At 71.8% G+C, this 14,686-nt stretch carries 17 protein-coding genes; all 17 read left to right on the plus strand.

What is annotated here, in order from left to right; all coding sequences use genetic code 11:
• Nucleotides 1-5 precede the first annotated feature (5 nt).
• Entirely contained in the window at nucleotides 6-3,587 is a 3,582-nt protein-coding gene (locus tag ACFQE5_RS01865) for a phage tail tape measure protein (RefSeq protein WP_379582033.1), read from the plus strand.
• The gene (locus tag ACFQE5_RS01870) at nucleotides 3,588-4,511 is read left to right on the plus strand and encodes a hypothetical protein (RefSeq protein WP_379582035.1); all 924 of its coding nucleotides are present in this window, start codon (nucleotides 3,588-3,590) and stop codon (nucleotides 4,509-4,511) included.
• Nucleotides 4,512-5,603, plus strand: a complete 1,092-nt coding sequence (locus ACFQE5_RS01875) for a hypothetical protein (protein ID WP_379582037.1) — start codon at nucleotides 4,512-4,514, stop codon at nucleotides 5,601-5,603.
• Nucleotides 5,600-6,739, plus strand: coding sequence for a hypothetical protein (locus ACFQE5_RS01880; protein ID WP_379582039.1), 1,140 nt, complete (start codon nucleotides 5,600-5,602; stop codon nucleotides 6,737-6,739). The genes ACFQE5_RS01875 and ACFQE5_RS01880 overlap by 4 nt, the downstream gene beginning before the upstream one ends.
• Nucleotides 6,739-7,314 (plus strand): hypothetical protein, encoded by a 576-nt coding sequence (locus ACFQE5_RS01885; RefSeq protein ID WP_379582041.1) that lies wholly within the window; start codon nucleotides 6,739-6,741, stop codon nucleotides 7,312-7,314. Before ACFQE5_RS01880 ends, ACFQE5_RS01885 begins: the two co-directional genes overlap by 1 nt.
• Nucleotides 7,315-7,557: 243 nt before the next feature.
• Nucleotides 7,558-7,887: a hypothetical protein gene (locus ACFQE5_RS01890; RefSeq protein ID WP_379582043.1), complete on the plus strand. Its 330-nt coding sequence runs from the start codon at nucleotides 7,558-7,560 to the stop codon at nucleotides 7,885-7,887.
• A gap of 62 nt (nucleotides 7,888-7,949) precedes the next feature.
• The gene (locus ACFQE5_RS01895; protein ID WP_379582045.1) at nucleotides 7,950-8,978 is read left to right on the plus strand and encodes a C40 family peptidase; all 1,029 of its coding nucleotides are present in this window, start codon (nucleotides 7,950-7,952) and stop codon (nucleotides 8,976-8,978) included.
• 32 nt (nucleotides 8,979-9,010) lie between these two features.
• Entirely contained in the window at nucleotides 9,011-10,309 is a 1,299-nt protein-coding gene (locus ACFQE5_RS01900) for a glycoside hydrolase family 16 protein (protein ID WP_379582047.1), read from the plus strand.
• Nucleotides 10,310-10,377: 68 nt separating this feature from the next.
• The gene (locus tag ACFQE5_RS01905) at nucleotides 10,378-10,722 is read left to right on the plus strand and encodes a hypothetical protein (RefSeq protein ID WP_379582049.1); all 345 of its coding nucleotides are present in this window, start codon (nucleotides 10,378-10,380) and stop codon (nucleotides 10,720-10,722) included.
• Nucleotides 10,710-11,309, plus strand: coding sequence for a hypothetical protein (locus tag ACFQE5_RS01910; protein WP_379582051.1), 600 nt, complete (start codon nucleotides 10,710-10,712; stop codon nucleotides 11,307-11,309). The genes ACFQE5_RS01905 and ACFQE5_RS01910 overlap by 13 nt, the downstream gene beginning before the upstream one ends.
• A gap of 13 nt (nucleotides 11,310-11,322) precedes the next feature.
• A complete protein-coding gene (locus ACFQE5_RS01915; protein ID WP_379582053.1) occupies nucleotides 11,323-11,616 on the plus strand; it encodes a hypothetical protein in 294 nt (97 codons plus the stop codon).
• Nucleotides 11,616-12,620, plus strand: coding sequence for an N-acetylmuramoyl-L-alanine amidase (locus tag ACFQE5_RS01920; RefSeq protein WP_379582055.1), 1,005 nt, complete (start codon nucleotides 11,616-11,618; stop codon nucleotides 12,618-12,620). The genes ACFQE5_RS01915 and ACFQE5_RS01920 overlap by 1 nt, the downstream gene beginning before the upstream one ends.
• Nucleotides 12,617-12,850, plus strand: coding sequence for a hypothetical protein (locus tag ACFQE5_RS01925; protein WP_379582057.1), 234 nt, complete (start codon nucleotides 12,617-12,619; stop codon nucleotides 12,848-12,850). The genes ACFQE5_RS01920 and ACFQE5_RS01925 overlap by 4 nt, the downstream gene beginning before the upstream one ends.
• A 19-nt stretch (nucleotides 12,851-12,869) precedes the next feature.
• A complete protein-coding gene (locus ACFQE5_RS01930; protein ID WP_379582059.1) occupies nucleotides 12,870-13,124 on the plus strand; it encodes a holin in 255 nt (84 codons plus the stop codon).
• Complete coding sequence (locus ACFQE5_RS01935; protein ID WP_379582061.1) at nucleotides 13,124-13,483, plus strand: hypothetical protein; 360 nt, start codon at nucleotides 13,124-13,126, stop codon at nucleotides 13,481-13,483. Before ACFQE5_RS01930 ends, ACFQE5_RS01935 begins: the two co-directional genes overlap by 1 nt.
• A 2-nt stretch (nucleotides 13,484-13,485) precedes the next feature.
• Complete coding sequence (locus ACFQE5_RS01940) at nucleotides 13,486-13,938, plus strand: phage tail fiber protein (RefSeq protein WP_379582063.1); 453 nt, start codon at nucleotides 13,486-13,488, stop codon at nucleotides 13,936-13,938.
• 14 nt (nucleotides 13,939-13,952) lie between these two features.
• On the plus strand, nucleotides 13,953-14,686 hold a 734-nt coding region (locus tag ACFQE5_RS01945; RefSeq protein ID WP_449301259.1), incomplete at its 3' end, for a hypothetical protein.

Genomic DNA, 14,686 nt, shown 5'->3' on the forward strand with positions numbered 1-14,686 from the left:
CGTCGATGAAGAACTTCGGTCAGAACCTGACCGAAGGCCTCGTCGGGGAGACCTCGAAGGCCGGGAAGAAGGCCGGCGAGGACCTCGGCGAGTCCACCAAGGCAGGGTTCTCGTCGAAGATCGCCGGGATCGCCGCGGTCGGGGCGTCCATCGGGGTCGCCTTGGCCGCCGCGGTCTCCAACGCGATCGACCTGCAGTCGGCGAACGCGAAGATGTCCGCCCAGCTCGGTTTGACCGGGCCGCAGGCGCAGCGGTACGGCCGGCTCGCGGGGGAGCTGTACTCCAGCGCCTACGGCGAGTCGATCGAGCAGGTCAACGAGGCGATGGTGGAGGTCACCCGCAACATCGGGGATGCCGCCACCCGCAGCGATGCCACCTTGAAGACCGTCACCGGGACCGTGCTCAGCCTGGCCGACACCTTCGGGGTCGACCTGGCCGGGGCGACGGCGGCGGTGGGCACGATGCTGCGGTCCGGGCTGGCCCCGAACGCTGAGGCGGCTCTCGACATCGTCACCGTCGGGTTCCAGCAGGGAGCCGACAAGGCCGGGGACTTCCTGGACACGCTCACCGAGTACTCGGTGCAGTTCCAGAAGCTCGGGCTCGACGGGGCGACCGCGACCGGGATCATCACCCAGGGCCTGTCGGCCGGTGCCCGCTCGGCGGACCTCGTCGCGGATGCGTTGAAGGAATTCTCGATCCGGGCGGTGGACGGGTCGAAGACCACCGCCGAGGGGTTCCGGGCGCTCGGGCTGGACGCCGAGCGGATGGCCCAGCAGATCGCGCGGGGCGGCAAACCGGCGTCGGATGCGCTGCAGCTGGTGATGGACCGGCTGCGCGGCATGAAGGACCCGGTCGCCCAGTCGCAGGCCGCGGTCGCGCTGTTCGGCACCCAGGCCGAGGACCTGGGTGCCGCCCTGTATGCGATCAACCCGGCCACCGCGGTGTCGGCGCTCGGGCAGGTCGGCGGCGCGGCCGAGCGGATGAACCAGACCCTCGGCGACACCGCCGCCAGCAAGATCGAGATGTTCAAGCGGCAGGCGATGACGCTGGCCACCGATGTGCTCGGCAACCACGTGATCCCGTTCCTCACCACCGTCGGGTCGGTGCTGCAAACGGTGCTCGGGCCGGCGTTCTCGCTGATCGGGTCGGTCCTGTCGAACGTGGTGGTGCCGGCGTTCTCCGCGTTCGGCGGCTGGGTGCAGCGCAACCAGCAGTGGCTCGTGCCGCTCGCCGCCGGGATCGGCGCGTTCGCGCTCGTGCTCAACGGGGCCGCAATCGCCACCACCGCCTACAACCTGGCGATGAACGCCGCCGCGATCGCCGGCCGGGCCTGGGCGGTCGTCCAAGGCTTGATCAACGCGGTGATGGCGGCGAACCCGATCGTCCTGGTGGTCGCGCTGCTCGCCGGGCTGGTCGCGGCGATCGTCCTCGCCTACCAAAAGTCGGAGACCTTCCGCGCGATCGTGCAGGGCGCCTGGGAAGGCATCCAAGCCGCCGCGTCATGGGCGTGGAACAACGTGCTCAAGCCGGTGATCGACGCCCTGATGGTGGCGTTCAAGGCCGTCGGCGCTGCCGCGACATGGCTGTGGGAGAACGCGATCCGGCCGGCATTCACCTTCATCGGCGAGATCGCCTCCTGGTTGTGGAACACTGTTTTGCAACCGGTGTTCGGGTTCATCGGGGCCGCCGCGAAGCTGTTGGCGCAGATCATCGTCGTGCTCGTCGTCGGCCCGATCGTCGCCGCCTGGGAGTTCCTCGGCGCCGTGTTCCGGCTCGTCTGGGACACGATCTTGAAGCCGGTGTTCGACGCCGTCGCCATGGTCGCCCAGTGGTTGTGGAACAACGTGCTGCGGCCGGTGTTCGGCTACGTCTGGTCTTACTGGGGCGAAGTGCTCCGGGGGATGCGAATCATCTGGGAATCCGTCCTAAGGCCGACCTGGGATGCGATCTCAGCTGCTGCGGCCTGGCTGTGGAACAACGCGCTCCGGCCGGTGTTTGACTGGATCAAGGCCGGGTGGGATGCGCTCGGGGCCGCGTTCCGCTGGGTCTACGACCACATCATCCGCCCGACGTTCGACTTCTTCGTCCAGGCCGCCGAGAACTTCAAGATCGGGTTTGGGCGGATCGTCGACGGCATCAAGCGGATCTGGGAGGGCATCAAGGAGGCCTTCAAGGCGCCGGTCCGGTTCGTGATCGAGACCGTGTGGAACAAGGGCATCGGCTGGCTGTGGGAGAAGGCCGCCTCCGTGTTCGATCTCGGACGGTTCCCCGAGGTGGACCTGTCCGGGTGGGCCACCGGCGGGAGCGTTCGCGGCCCCGGGACCGGCACGTCGGACTCGATCCCGGCGCTGCTGTCCAACGGCGAGCACGTGTGGACCGCGGCCGAGGTCCGGGCTGCGGGCGGCCACGGCTACGTCGAAGCCCTCCGCGCGGCGGCGCTGACCGGGAATCTGCCCCGGTTCGCCAAGGGTGGCCCGGTGAAGTGGGAGGAGCTGTGGGCGGTCGTCAAGGGAGCATTCCCCTCGGCCACCCTCAACTCCGCCTACCGCAAGGGCGACCCGGGCGAGCACGGCGCGGGCCGGGCGATCGACGTGGGCGGCCCGATGGCGGCGATCAACCGGTGGATCGCCGCGAACTACCCCGACTCGCACGAGCTGATCTACACGCCGGGCATCAACCTGTTCAACGGCCGCCCGCACATCTACAACGCCGCCACGCGTGCCCAGCACTACGACCACGTGCACTGGGCTCGGGTGGAGAAGGGCGGGTTCCTCGATGCGCTCGGGGTGCTGATCCGCAAGCCGCAGATCTTCTTCGAGACCGCGCGGATGCAGGTGCAGCGGATCCTCGACGAGGTCGCGGGGGTGGTCCGTGGCTGGGTCACCGGCGCGTTCCCCGGCAACGGCACGATGGTCGGCGACTTCCCGGTCAAGGCGTTCGACTGGGCGTGGGGGCATGCCCGCGACTTTCTGTTCGGCAAGGCCGACGCGGCCGACGCGGCCGCGTCGGCCGGCGGAGGGAACGTTGAACGCTGGCGGGGTGTGGTCCATCAGGCGCTGCGGATGCTCGGGCTGCCGCTCAGCCTCGACGGCATCACGCTGCGCCGAATGAACCAGGAGTCCGGCGGCAACCCGCGGGCGATCAACACGTGGGACATCAACGCCCGCCGCGGCACTCCCTCCAAGGGCCTGATGCAGGTCATCGACCCGACGTTCCGGGCCTACCGCGATCCGCGGGCCCCGGACGACATCTGGGATCCCCTGGCCAACGTTCTCGCCAGCATGCGGTACGCCCAGGCCCGATACGGATCGCTTCCGGCCGCCTATGGCCGTCCCGGGGGTTACGACTCCGGCGGCCTGCTGCCCACCGGCTGGTCGACGGTGTTCAACGGGACTGGCAAGCCCGAGCCGGTGCTGACCAGCAAGCAGTGGGATCTGATCAGCAAGCAGGTCAGGGGTGGCGACAGCAACAGCGGTGCCGAGACGTCGGTCGTCATCCACGCCCGCGAGCCGATGACCGACTCTGAGCTAGACCGGCTGGCCGGGGCGATCGAGCGGCGCCGGCAGTGGGCCCGGAGGCGCAGGTAGATGCTGCTGCTCACGTTGGACACGCTCACGGCCGCGCATACCGACCAGGTCGAGTACGTCGACGACACTGGCACCGGCTGGATTGTCGAGAAGCTCGAGGGTTGGCGCGTTGCTCCTGCTCGTCTGACCCGGCATTCGCCGCGGGCCACCGCGGACGAGGCTCACCGATCCGCGGCCTACCGCGGCACCCGCAACATCACCGTCGAGGGCGCGTTCTTCCCGCCCGACCCGACGATCGGCGAGCAGCACGCCGATCGGGTGCTCGCGTTGTGCCCGGAGCCTGGGGAGCGGTACTCGCTGGCAGTGCAGCAGCGCAGCGGCGCCACCCTCGTCGCCTACGTCGAGCAGACCGACGAGATCCTGTGCGACCAGGTCGCCCCGCACGCGTGGCGGTGGTCGATCCCGCTGGTCGCGGCCGACCCATACCGCTACGACCTGTCGTGGGTGTCGGCCACCGCGTCGGGCGGCGACCCCGGCTCTGGCGGGATCGACTTCGGCGGGTCGGGCGCGAACTTCGCCGCGCCCGGGCTGGACATGGGCACCGCGCCGGCCTACATCGACGCCACCGTGTCCGGCACCGGCACCGCGGATGCGCTGCTGGTGCTGCAGGTGACCGGGCCGACGAACAACGTCCAGATCGAGGACCTGGGCACGCAGTCGGTGGTCGGGGTTCGCGGCGGCGTTGCCGCCGGGGAGTCGCTGTTCGTCAACTGCACCGCCCGCACCGCGTTCGACGTGCCCGGCTGCCCGGTGCCGATCCCGGCCCGGGGGGCGGTGCTGGGCGGGCAGAACGCCCGCGGCGCGGTGTGGGTGTCCAGGGGCTGGCCGGTGCTGCGGCCCGGCGAGGTGCGCACGTTCCGCATGTCGGGCACGACCGGGCCGGGATCGAGCCTGACCGTGCACGCGAGGGGAGCCTGGGTCTAAGTGGGGAATTCGTTGAACAGCCTGGTCAGCCCGTGGGCGGCCACGCTCAAGGTCACCGAGAGCGAGGCCCGGCTGGCGCTGGGCGCGTCCTGGGCCAAGGCGCCGGGCAGCGCCTACCAGGCCGAGACCGGGGTGGTGGAGTCGACCGGCCCGACCGCCAGCGTCAGCGGCACCAGCATCGTCGTGACCGCGCACCAGGCGATCGTCGAGAACGCCTCGGGCCCCTGGGTGTGCACCACCACCGCGTCGCTGACCTGCCCCCTCGATACGCCGCTTCCCGCGTCCGGGCAGTCCCGCTGGGACCTGATCGTCGGCGAGGTCGTCTCCGGCGAGTATCGGCTGCGCAGCGTGACCGGCACCGCCTCCTCCAACCCGTCCGTTCCCGGCACCCCGATCAACACCATCCCGCTGTTCCGTACCCGGGTCACCAACGCCGGCCCGCAGGAAGTCATCGCGCTGTACTCGTGGACCCGGGCCCCGGGCGGGATCCGGCTGTGCGAGGACTGGGACACCCGCAACGGCTCCTTCGAGGGTGACCTGCGCCGCTTCAAGAGCGGCCAGATCGAGGCCTGGACCGGCGGCAAGTGGGTGCCGATGGTGTCCCCGGCCGCCTGGACCCAGTGGACCCCGGTGCTGTCCTACGCCGGCGAGGGCGGCAACCCGTCGGGCACGGTCAACCTCGGGGTGAACGGGCAGGCGCTGGGCCGCTACCTGGTGTCGGGCAAGCGCCTGGACCTGGCCTACACCTTCTTTTTCGGCAACTCCGGGGTGAACGCGGGCACCGGCACGATCACCACCACGCTGCCGCCGGGGATGACCTCGCGCACCGGGCTGGAGACCCACGTGCTGTGCGTGCTCTACACCGGCGCGGAGGGCGGCGAGAAGGTGTTCTCCGGGGCGTGCTTCCTGCCGCCCAACTCCACGGTGCTGCAGCCGCGGTTCCCGATGAACGAGTCCTACACCGGGCTGGGTAACCTCAAGGCGGCCAACGCGCCGGGCGCGGCCGGCACCGGCATCCCGCAGCTGCCCGGCAAGTACCCGATCACCATCTCCTCGGTGTTGTCGATCACCGGGACGATCGAGATCCAGTGACCTTGCCGGACTTCCAGGTGCTGGTGGCGCGCACCCGCACCGGCGAGATCGTCGACAGCATCGACCAACCCGGCTGGTCGTTCGACGAACCCCTCGCGTGGGGGGAGGCCGGGCGCTGCGACGTCACCGTGGACCTCCCCGGCCGTGACCGCGCAGGACAGATCCTGCGCTCGACGCTGCGCGGCATCGCCGCCGGCATGTCCAGCGTGTCGCTGGCGATCGTGCGCGATCGGACGGTGCTGTGGGCCGGCCCGGTGGTGACCCTCGGCTGGGACGCGACCGGCGTGAACATCGGCTGCGCCACCCTGGACTGGGTCTACGAGCGGCGCACCGTCGTGGCCGACGGCTACTGGCACGACCCCGCCGACGAGGCAGCGAACCTGGTGCGCGAGCTGCTGCCGCGCGACCTGGTACTCGAGCTGCTGGCCCGCGCCACCGCCGGGCCGGGCCGAAACCTGCCCGTGAGCCTGCCGGCGCAGTCCGGCGCGGAGGGCGCGACCGTCACCTACCTCGGCGCGGACCTGCGTACGACCCGGGAGACGGTGGCCGAGCTGGTCGACGCCGACGGCGGACCGGACGTGCTGCTGCGCCCCCAGCTGTCCCCGGACATGGCGACGCTGTCGTGGGACGTCGCGGTCGGCGACCCGCATCTAGGTGGGCCGAACGACGACGCGGTGTGGGATTTCCCGCTCGTGGCCGTGTCGGGAGACCTGGACGATTCCGAGACCGCGACCGTCGCCTATGCCGCCGGGGACGCCCCCGACGTCGACGGGGGCGAGAAGAGGCGGCTGGTCGGGGTGTATGCGGTCGACCGCGGAGACCCGTGGCTGGTGCTGGAGCGCGCCGACCGCACGAACGTGTCGAACGCCTACCCGGACCAGCTGGCCGCGCTGGCGAAGTCCTACCAGCAGCAATACGCGCAGGCGGTGGAGGAGATCACCCTGGCCGCCCCCACCGACGCCGGCCCCGCCTACCGGACCACGTGGAACCTCGGCGACACCGGCGGGTTCACCGTGACCGGGCATCCGTGGCTGGACGATGTGGACACCCGGCGGCGGATCATCGCCGTGTCGATGACCCCGGCCGAGCTGAAGCTGACCACGATCGGCGCGCGGTTGACCCCAGGGAGTCCGTGATGGCCCGGATCGCGCGGACCACGAAGGACGTCGAGCCGCAGACCGAGCGGCGGCTGCGCGAGCTGGACCGGCAGGCCCGGCACCCGGCCGACCGGGTCGCCCGCGGCGCCGCCGCGGCCGCCGCGCAGGGGATCGTCGGCTACCGCACCCGGTCCGGCGGGCACATCTCCTCGTTCCCCGGCGGCACCCGGCGGCTGGTGCTCTCGGCCAACGCCCCGGTGACGGCCGACCGGCTCTATCTGGTGTCGGCTCGGGCTGGGGTGTGGGTCAGTGGACCTGGCTACTCCGGGGCGGATCTGTTTTTGACCCACACCACCGACGGGTCCGAGCCGACCACCTCCAGCCCAGATCTGGGCGGGTCGTGGGTGACGCTGCGCGAGTTCAGCATCCCCAACCAGGGTGTGATCGACCAGCTCTATGTCCCCACCGCCGACCACGTGCTGTCGGTGCTGCTGTCGGTGGTCGGCTGGGATTCCGCCCGTAGCTACTTCGTGTGGTCGGCCGACGTCCGCCGCCCCCAGCTGTGGATCACCGACCTGGGGGTCGCCCTCGGGCCGTCCGGGGTCGATTACTGAGAGAAGGATACTTCATGGAATACCCAAATGTTTTCCTATCCATCTCATGGGATAACGGATCGGAAACCATGGATGTAGGGATGCAGTTTGTGGCATATCGCCTTCCGAGAATTGGTTCATTCTCACTTCCTGATTTCACCGATGCAGTTATCACTGCACTGAACGCGCATCCTGACCTCTCGGTGACGACCGCGACGGAATACAGCGTGTCGGCCACTCAGCGATACCCGTAGGAGCGCTGGCATGTCCGACGTGCAGCGGTGGGTCGCGGTCCGCCAGCGGGTCGTGGCCAGCCCCCGACCCGACGTGACGATCCGGGGTTTCGTCGTCGGCTACCAGCCCGAACAGGTGATCGTCGAGTTCGACGACGGCGGCCAGGCCGGGTTCCCACTCGACCAGGTCTCGGCGATGACCGTGCCGGATCAGCGGGCCGAGATCGAAGCCCAGGCCGTCACGGCGCTCGGCGGCGGCACTCTCGGCCGGGACCGGCTCGCCGCGCTCCGCGACGCCGGCCTGCAGGTCGTCGAGAACATCCGGCCCCGGCTCAACCCGTCGGAGCTCCGCCAGCAGTAGCTACCGCACGGCGACCCCAGACCCCCGCGGATTGACCGAATCAGCAACCCGGAGGAGGGGTCTTGCCGAAGCTGCTTGAGCGCTACCGCTACCGAGGCCGCCACCGCAGACCGAGCCACACGGCGCGCAACGTGGCTGCGGCCGCAGCCACGGGCGCGGTGGTCGCGGCGCTGGCCACGGACGCCGCCGAGGCTGCCGAACTCGCGCCGGCGGTGGACTGGGGACCGATCATCGCCTGTGAGTCCGGCAACCGGAACATCGAGAACCCGGGGCCGTCCACGGCCAGCGGCTACTTCCAGTTCGTCGACGGCACCTGGCGAGCCTACGGCGGCGGCAAGTACGCCCCACGCGCGATCGGCGCGACGTTCGAGCAGCAGCTCGAGATCGCCAACCGGGCCTACGCCGCAGAAGGCCTCCGCCCCTGGACCGCGTCGAAGTCGTGCTGGGCCGGCAAGACCAGCACGGCGCCGCGGCAGACGGCGCCGGCCAAGCCCAAGGCGACCCCGAAGACAACGAAGAACGGAACGCCCGCCGCCCAGCCCACGCAGGCCGGAGGCGGCGTCTACGTGGTTCGGCCTGGCGACACCCTGTCCGAGATCGCCGCCCACCACGGCACAACGTGGCAACAGCTCCATGCCGCTAACCGCGGCGCCGTGCCGAACCCGAACCGGATCTTCCCCGGCCAACGGCTGTCGCTCAACGGTCCGGCCACCGCATCGACTTCGGCACCGACGGCGCCGGCCTCGTCGCTCGGTGGGCGGCTCGTCGCGCAGGCCCGCACCTACGCCGGGACGCCCTACCGGTGGGGCGGCACCACCCGCGCCGGAATGGACTGCTCCGGGCTGGTCTACCGGGCGCTGAAGGATCTGCGGATCTCCCCGCCGCGGACCGCCACCGCGCAGGCCGCCTGGACAATCCGCATCCCCGCGGGCGAGGCCCGACCGGGGGACCTGGTGTTCGTGGGCTCCCCGGCGCATCACGTCGGGATCTACATCGGCGGCGGCCGGATGATCGACAACTCGCATCCCGGCACCGTCGTGCAGGAACGCGCGGTGTTCCCCGGCAGCTACTTCGGCCGGATTCCCAGCTGACCAGTCATAACACCCGACCGTTTGGGGGTTCCGTGTCGTCTACCCGTTCCCGCCTGCCCGCCGGGCTGACGCTGCTGCTGTCCGGGCTGCTGGCCCTGACCGGCTGCCAGTTCTCCGGCGGCACCACCCAGGTCATCGACGACGCCGGGGGCTGCACCGAGATCACCCTGCCGAGCGTGGAGCTGGCGGCGCCGACCGCACCGACCACGCTGCCCGGAATCGGGCTTGCCCCCTGCCCGACCACCGAGCCGCCCCCGCCCACCACCGAGCCGCCGCCCCCGGCGGCCGACGTGGCGATGACCGCCACCCCCGGCGACGGGCAGGTCCGCCTCGATTGGACCACCACCCGCACCGATGTCACCGGCTGGCACATCGCCCGCGACGGCGTCGACACCGGCGGGGACGGCCCGTGGGGCACCGACCTGGCCGCCGCGGCCCGCACGTTCACGATGAACCTGCTGCACAACGGCAGCGAGTACCACTTCACGCTGACCCCGCAGACCGCGGCGGGACCGCTGCCCGACGTGGTGGTGGCGGCCACCCCGGGCACTGGCGCGCCCCCGCCCACCACCGACCCGACCAGTCCGCCGCCCACCAGCGAGCCCCCGCCGGGCGGGGACGGCACCGAGGCCGCGGTGAAGTTCGGCTGGGGCGCCCCGATCTGGGCCGACGAGTTCAACTACACCGGCTCCCCGGACCCGGCCAAGTGGAGCGTGTACGGCGAGGGCGGCACCGACGGGTGCTGGCCCGGGCACGCCGGCAACGGCCGACGCTGCGTGCACACCGCCACCGTGAACGGCTCGAAGCTGATCCAGACCGGGGAGGCCGACGGCGACACCGCCGGGATGGCCGCCAAGTCCGACCGGCAGTACGGCCGCTGGGAGGCCCGAGTCCAGTCCGCCTCGACCGGGCCGGGCAGCAACACCTACCACCCGCTGCTGATCATCTGGCCGACCTCGAACCAGTGGCCGGCCGGTGGCGAGTACGACTTCTGGGAGAACGCCGCCCCGGACGGCACCTGCGCCGGGCACTTCATCCACTACCCGCACCCGAACCTGCCCGTGCAACAGGAGGGCGGATGGTGCATGACTCCAGGCATCAACCTCAACGAGCCGCATAACGTCGCGATCGAGTGGACCCCCGACCACATCGCCGGGTTCATCGACGGCACCGAGGTGTACCGCTACTCCGGCGGCGCCATCGCCGGGGTCCGGTCCAACATCCAGGACATGCCCTCCGGGCACCTGACCATCCAGCTCGACAACTTCTCCGGCACCAACATGCAGCCGGCGAAGTACGAGATCGACTGGGTGCGGGTCTACGCGCTCTGACACACGGCCGGCCCGGTCAGACCTATGTCCCTGACCGGGCCGGCAGCACGGGAAGGGGCGGCCCGCCGGTGGACGCCGTCGTCACAGCGATCATCGGCGCCGCACCCCAGCTTGGCGGCGCCGGCATCCTGCTCATCCTGTTCGGGATGGCGCTGCGCCGCGAAGCGCAGGACCGCACCGACTACCGCACCCAGCTCACCGCGATCACCGAACGGCACGCCGCCGAACTCAGCCGGATCAACCAGGCCCACGACGACGAGCTCGCGCAGCTGAAAGCCGACATCAAAGAGCTCCGCCGACAACTCGCCGAGGTCAACGCCGCCCTCGACGCCGAGCGGGACCGGCGGCGACGGGCAGAGGACACCGCCATGTACCAGCGTCGCCCAGAGGATGATCCGCCGTGGGCTGGCTGAGCCGAGCCCGCCATCGGACACGGCAAACCCGTCCGCGGTGGCTGCTGCTCGCCGTCGCGGCGGTCGCCGTGCTGTTCCTAGTTGGTTCGTTGCTGGTGGCTCGGGTGGGGCGGCAGGACGCGCAGGACGCGCAGCAGGTCACCGCGCAGCAGCGGGACGCCACCGCCGCCCAGGCCCAGTCGCTTGCCGCGCAGATCCGCGCCGAATGCGACGCCGCCCGGTTGACCGGCCCGGTGTGTGAGACCGCGGTGCGCGTCGAGCGGGACCCGATTCCCGGCCCGGCCGGCCCGATGGGCCCGCCAGGACCGCCGGGGCCTCGAGGTCCCCGAGGGGAGCCGGGGGTGTCCCCTCCGTGCCTCTCGGAGCCGATGCAGTGTCGGGGCGAACCGGGCCCGCGGGGCCAGGCCGGGGCCGACGGTGCCGCAGGCAAAGACGGCCCGCCCGGGCCGGCTGGCCCGCAGGGTCCACCGGGCCCGGCTGGTCCGGTGTGCCCGCCCGGCGAGGAGCAGGCGCAGGTGACCTACCAGGACGGGCAGACCGGCACTGCCTGCGTCAAGTCCCCACCGCCCGCGGAACCGAACGAATGAGCAGGGAGGCCGAGTGAGCGATCCGCTGCGACTGGATGCGCAGTCCCGCGCCTACCGCGAGATGGACGCGGTCGAGCGGTACGGCGACATCGAGCTCGGCGCGCACGCCGAAGCCGAACACGAGCCCGCCACGAGCCTGGACGGGATCCGGCTGCCCGAGGACTACGAGGCCGAGCTGTGGGACGCCGGCCGGGAGCAGCCGAAGACGCCCGATGCGGCGCGCGAAGCGCTGGCCGCGCGGATCGCCGACCCGACCGCCCCGGACGGGCCCGAGTCAGTCGGCGCCTACGACGACCTGGAGGACTGATGGGGGTCCGCGCGCTCTGGCTGGCCGACGCGGCCCGGCTCACCGGCTACCCAGTGCTCGAGGTTGCCGGCTGGCGCACCCGCGGCCACGGCGACTTCCGACTGCTCGAGGGTGTGGTGCTGCACCACACCGCCGACGGCCCGACGGGCAACTACCCGTCGTTCGGGGTGGTCCGCTACGGTCGGGCGGGTCTGCGCGGCCCGCTGGCGAACCTGGGGTTGGCCCGAGACGGCACCATCCTGGTGTTCGCGTCCGGGGTGGCCTGGCACGCCGGACCCAGCCGCTGGGCCGGGTTCACCGACCTCAACGACGAATTCCTCGGCATCGAGGCCGAATCCCGCGGCACCGTCGACGACTGGACCCCCGCCCAGCGGGACGCCTATCCGCGGCTGGTCGCCGCGCTCCTGTACTTCCTGCGCCGCCCCGCCTCGCGGGCGTGCGGGCACCTGGAGTGTGCGGTCCCCGCCGGACGCAAGATCGACCCCGCCTTCTGGGACCTGGGCGCGCTGCGCCGCCAGGTCGACTGGATGCTCGCTGACCCGCTTGCCCGGATTCCCCGTTTCGCACAGGAGGACAACATGCCAACCGCCCGCGAGATCGCCGACGCGATCCTGGACACCCCGATCGACCGCGAAGGCGACATCACCGAGGCCCAGCGGGAGCGGCCGACCACGCTGCGCGCGGTGCTGGCATGGTCGGACGCCAATCTGGTGCACGCGCCGTGGACGTCACCTGCCGCCGCCGACCTCGCGCGGAGGGTCGGGGAGGTGCACCGGACGTTGCAGTTTGGGGTGGCGGGGGAGCGGACCGCCGGCGACCTCGTGGCCTGGTTGCACGCGCAGTTCGGCCGTCTGGGCTCGGCGGGGGATGCCGGGCAGGTCGCTGAGGCGTTGCTCGAGGCTGGGATCGGCCGGCAGGTCGCCGACGCCCTCGTCGCCCGGCTCGGCCCCGACCCTGACCCCGAGCCGGAGCCGGAGCCGGAGCCGGAGACTTCGGCGGCGTGACCCGTCGGCGGGCCTGGGATCTCGCGTGGGCCGCGTGGGCCGCCGCCACCCTCTCCTCTTTCGCCTGGTTGGAGGCCGCCGCGCTGCGCCGCGACCGGCATCCGACCCTGTCGCGCACGCTCGCCAGGTGGCTCGGGGTGCACCCGCGCCGGCGGTGGGGCCGCGCCGCGCCGCTCGTGTTCCTCATGTTCTGGGCGTGGCTCACGGTCCACGTGACCCGGATTCGATGATCTCGGAGGGAAGATCCGGATGATTACTGTCGCGTTCTGGCGGTCCGCCGCCGAGCGGTCCGTCAAGACCATGGCACAGTCGCTGCTCAGCCTCTGGCTGGTCGGGGACGTGATGTTCAACGTGCTGGCCGTCGACTGGCCGCTGGCCGGTGGGGTCTCCCTGGGCGCCGGGGTGATCTCGCTGCTCACGTCGATCGCGTCTGCCCCGGTGCACGGCGACGGCACTCCGTCACTGGTCGGCGAGGGCGACCACCGGCCACGGCACGCCGCCTGATGCCCGCCGTCCGGGCCGACCTCATCGTCGAGGCCGGCTCCTACGAGCCCCAGTACTGGGTCATCACCGACCCCGACTCGGGCCAGCCGCTGGACCTGACCGCGCCCGGCTACCTGGTGCACGCGGTCGTCGCCAGCCGGGAGGACGGCACCGGCGACGTGCTGCTCGACCTGCCCGACCACTCGGTGTGGCGGCGCACCCCCGACGGGCGGATCTATTTCGAGCCGCCATCCGCGCTGTCAACCGGATGGAAGTCGGTGCGCGGCTTCTACCAGGCAGAACTGTCCCACCCGTCCGGGGAGACCGTCCGGTTCTCCCAAGGACGGTTCATTGTGGACCCCGAGCTTGTGAAGGACTGATCGTGGCTGAGATCTTCCCCGACGAGGGGCTGGACTACCTGCTGGGCATCGTCCCGAAGGGCGGTGCCGCCCCCACCGATCTGTACCTGTTCCTGTTCACCTCGCAGACCGCGTCCACGGTGCCGGCCGCGGACGCGGTGCTGGCCACCGAGACCGGGGTGACCGAGGCCGCCTTCCCCGGCTATGCCCGGGTGGCGGTGGACGCCGCCGACTGGGGGGCGGCGGGCGCGGACACGATCTGGTCGCAGGCGGTGCGCGCGGTGACAGCCGAGCAGAAGGCGTTTCCGCAGGCCACCGGGGCGGACCCGACCGCGATCAACGGGTTCGGGTTGGCCACTGCGGCGACCGGTGGGGTGGCGGTGTTCTACAGCAACTTCGACGACGAGACCGCGATCCCGGGGGTGGCCCTGGGGGACACCATCAAGGTGACCCCCAAGTTCGGGCTGGGCGGCTGAGCGGGGGCTGAGCGGTGCCCACCACCGGCCCGGTCTACGCGGGCGCCGCCGCCGCGGTCGCCCAGACCTGGACCGGGCTGGGTAACGCCACCGGCGGCCCGGACAACGCCACCGCGACGTGGACCTCCGGCACCCGCAGCACCACCGGCACCGTCGAGCTGTCGGGCTTCGGGTTGCACGCGGTGCTCCCGCCCGGCGGGGACGCCACCAGCGTCATGGTCACCGTCCGCTCCTCAGTGTCCGACACCTTCCGCATCACCAGCCACACCGCGCAGCTGTACCTCGGCGGTACCCCGGTCGGGTCGCCGACCACGCTAACCAAGCAGACCGGGCTCACCGATCAGGCGTTCGTCGTGCCCGGGCCGATCCCGTACGCGCAGCTCGCGGATCTGCGGGTGCGGGTGTCGGGCACCAAGGGCGTGCAGACCACCACCACCACCGTCGCGGTGGACGCGGTGTGGGTCGAGGTCAGCTACGAGCAGCCGTCGACGACCCACGAGCAGACCGGCGGCGCCGCCGCCCGGGCCGCGGCCGGCGGGTGGCGGCTGGTCACCGGCCCCACCGGCTACGCGCTGTCCGGGGCCGCGGCAGCCGCGGTGTCCGCGGCCGGGGCGAAGACCGTCACCCCGGCGGCGACCCACGGCACGGCGGGCGGCGCGGCGAGCGCCGCGGCCGGGTCGGGGACCGTTGTGGTCACCGCCGCGGTGACACACGCGCAGACGGGTGGGGCGGCGAGCGCGGCCGCCGG

The organism is Pseudonocardia hispaniensis (assembly GCF_042658695.1).
GTDB classification, from domain to species: Bacteria; Actinomycetota; Actinomycetes; order Mycobacteriales; family Pseudonocardiaceae; genus Pseudonocardia; species Pseudonocardia hispaniensis.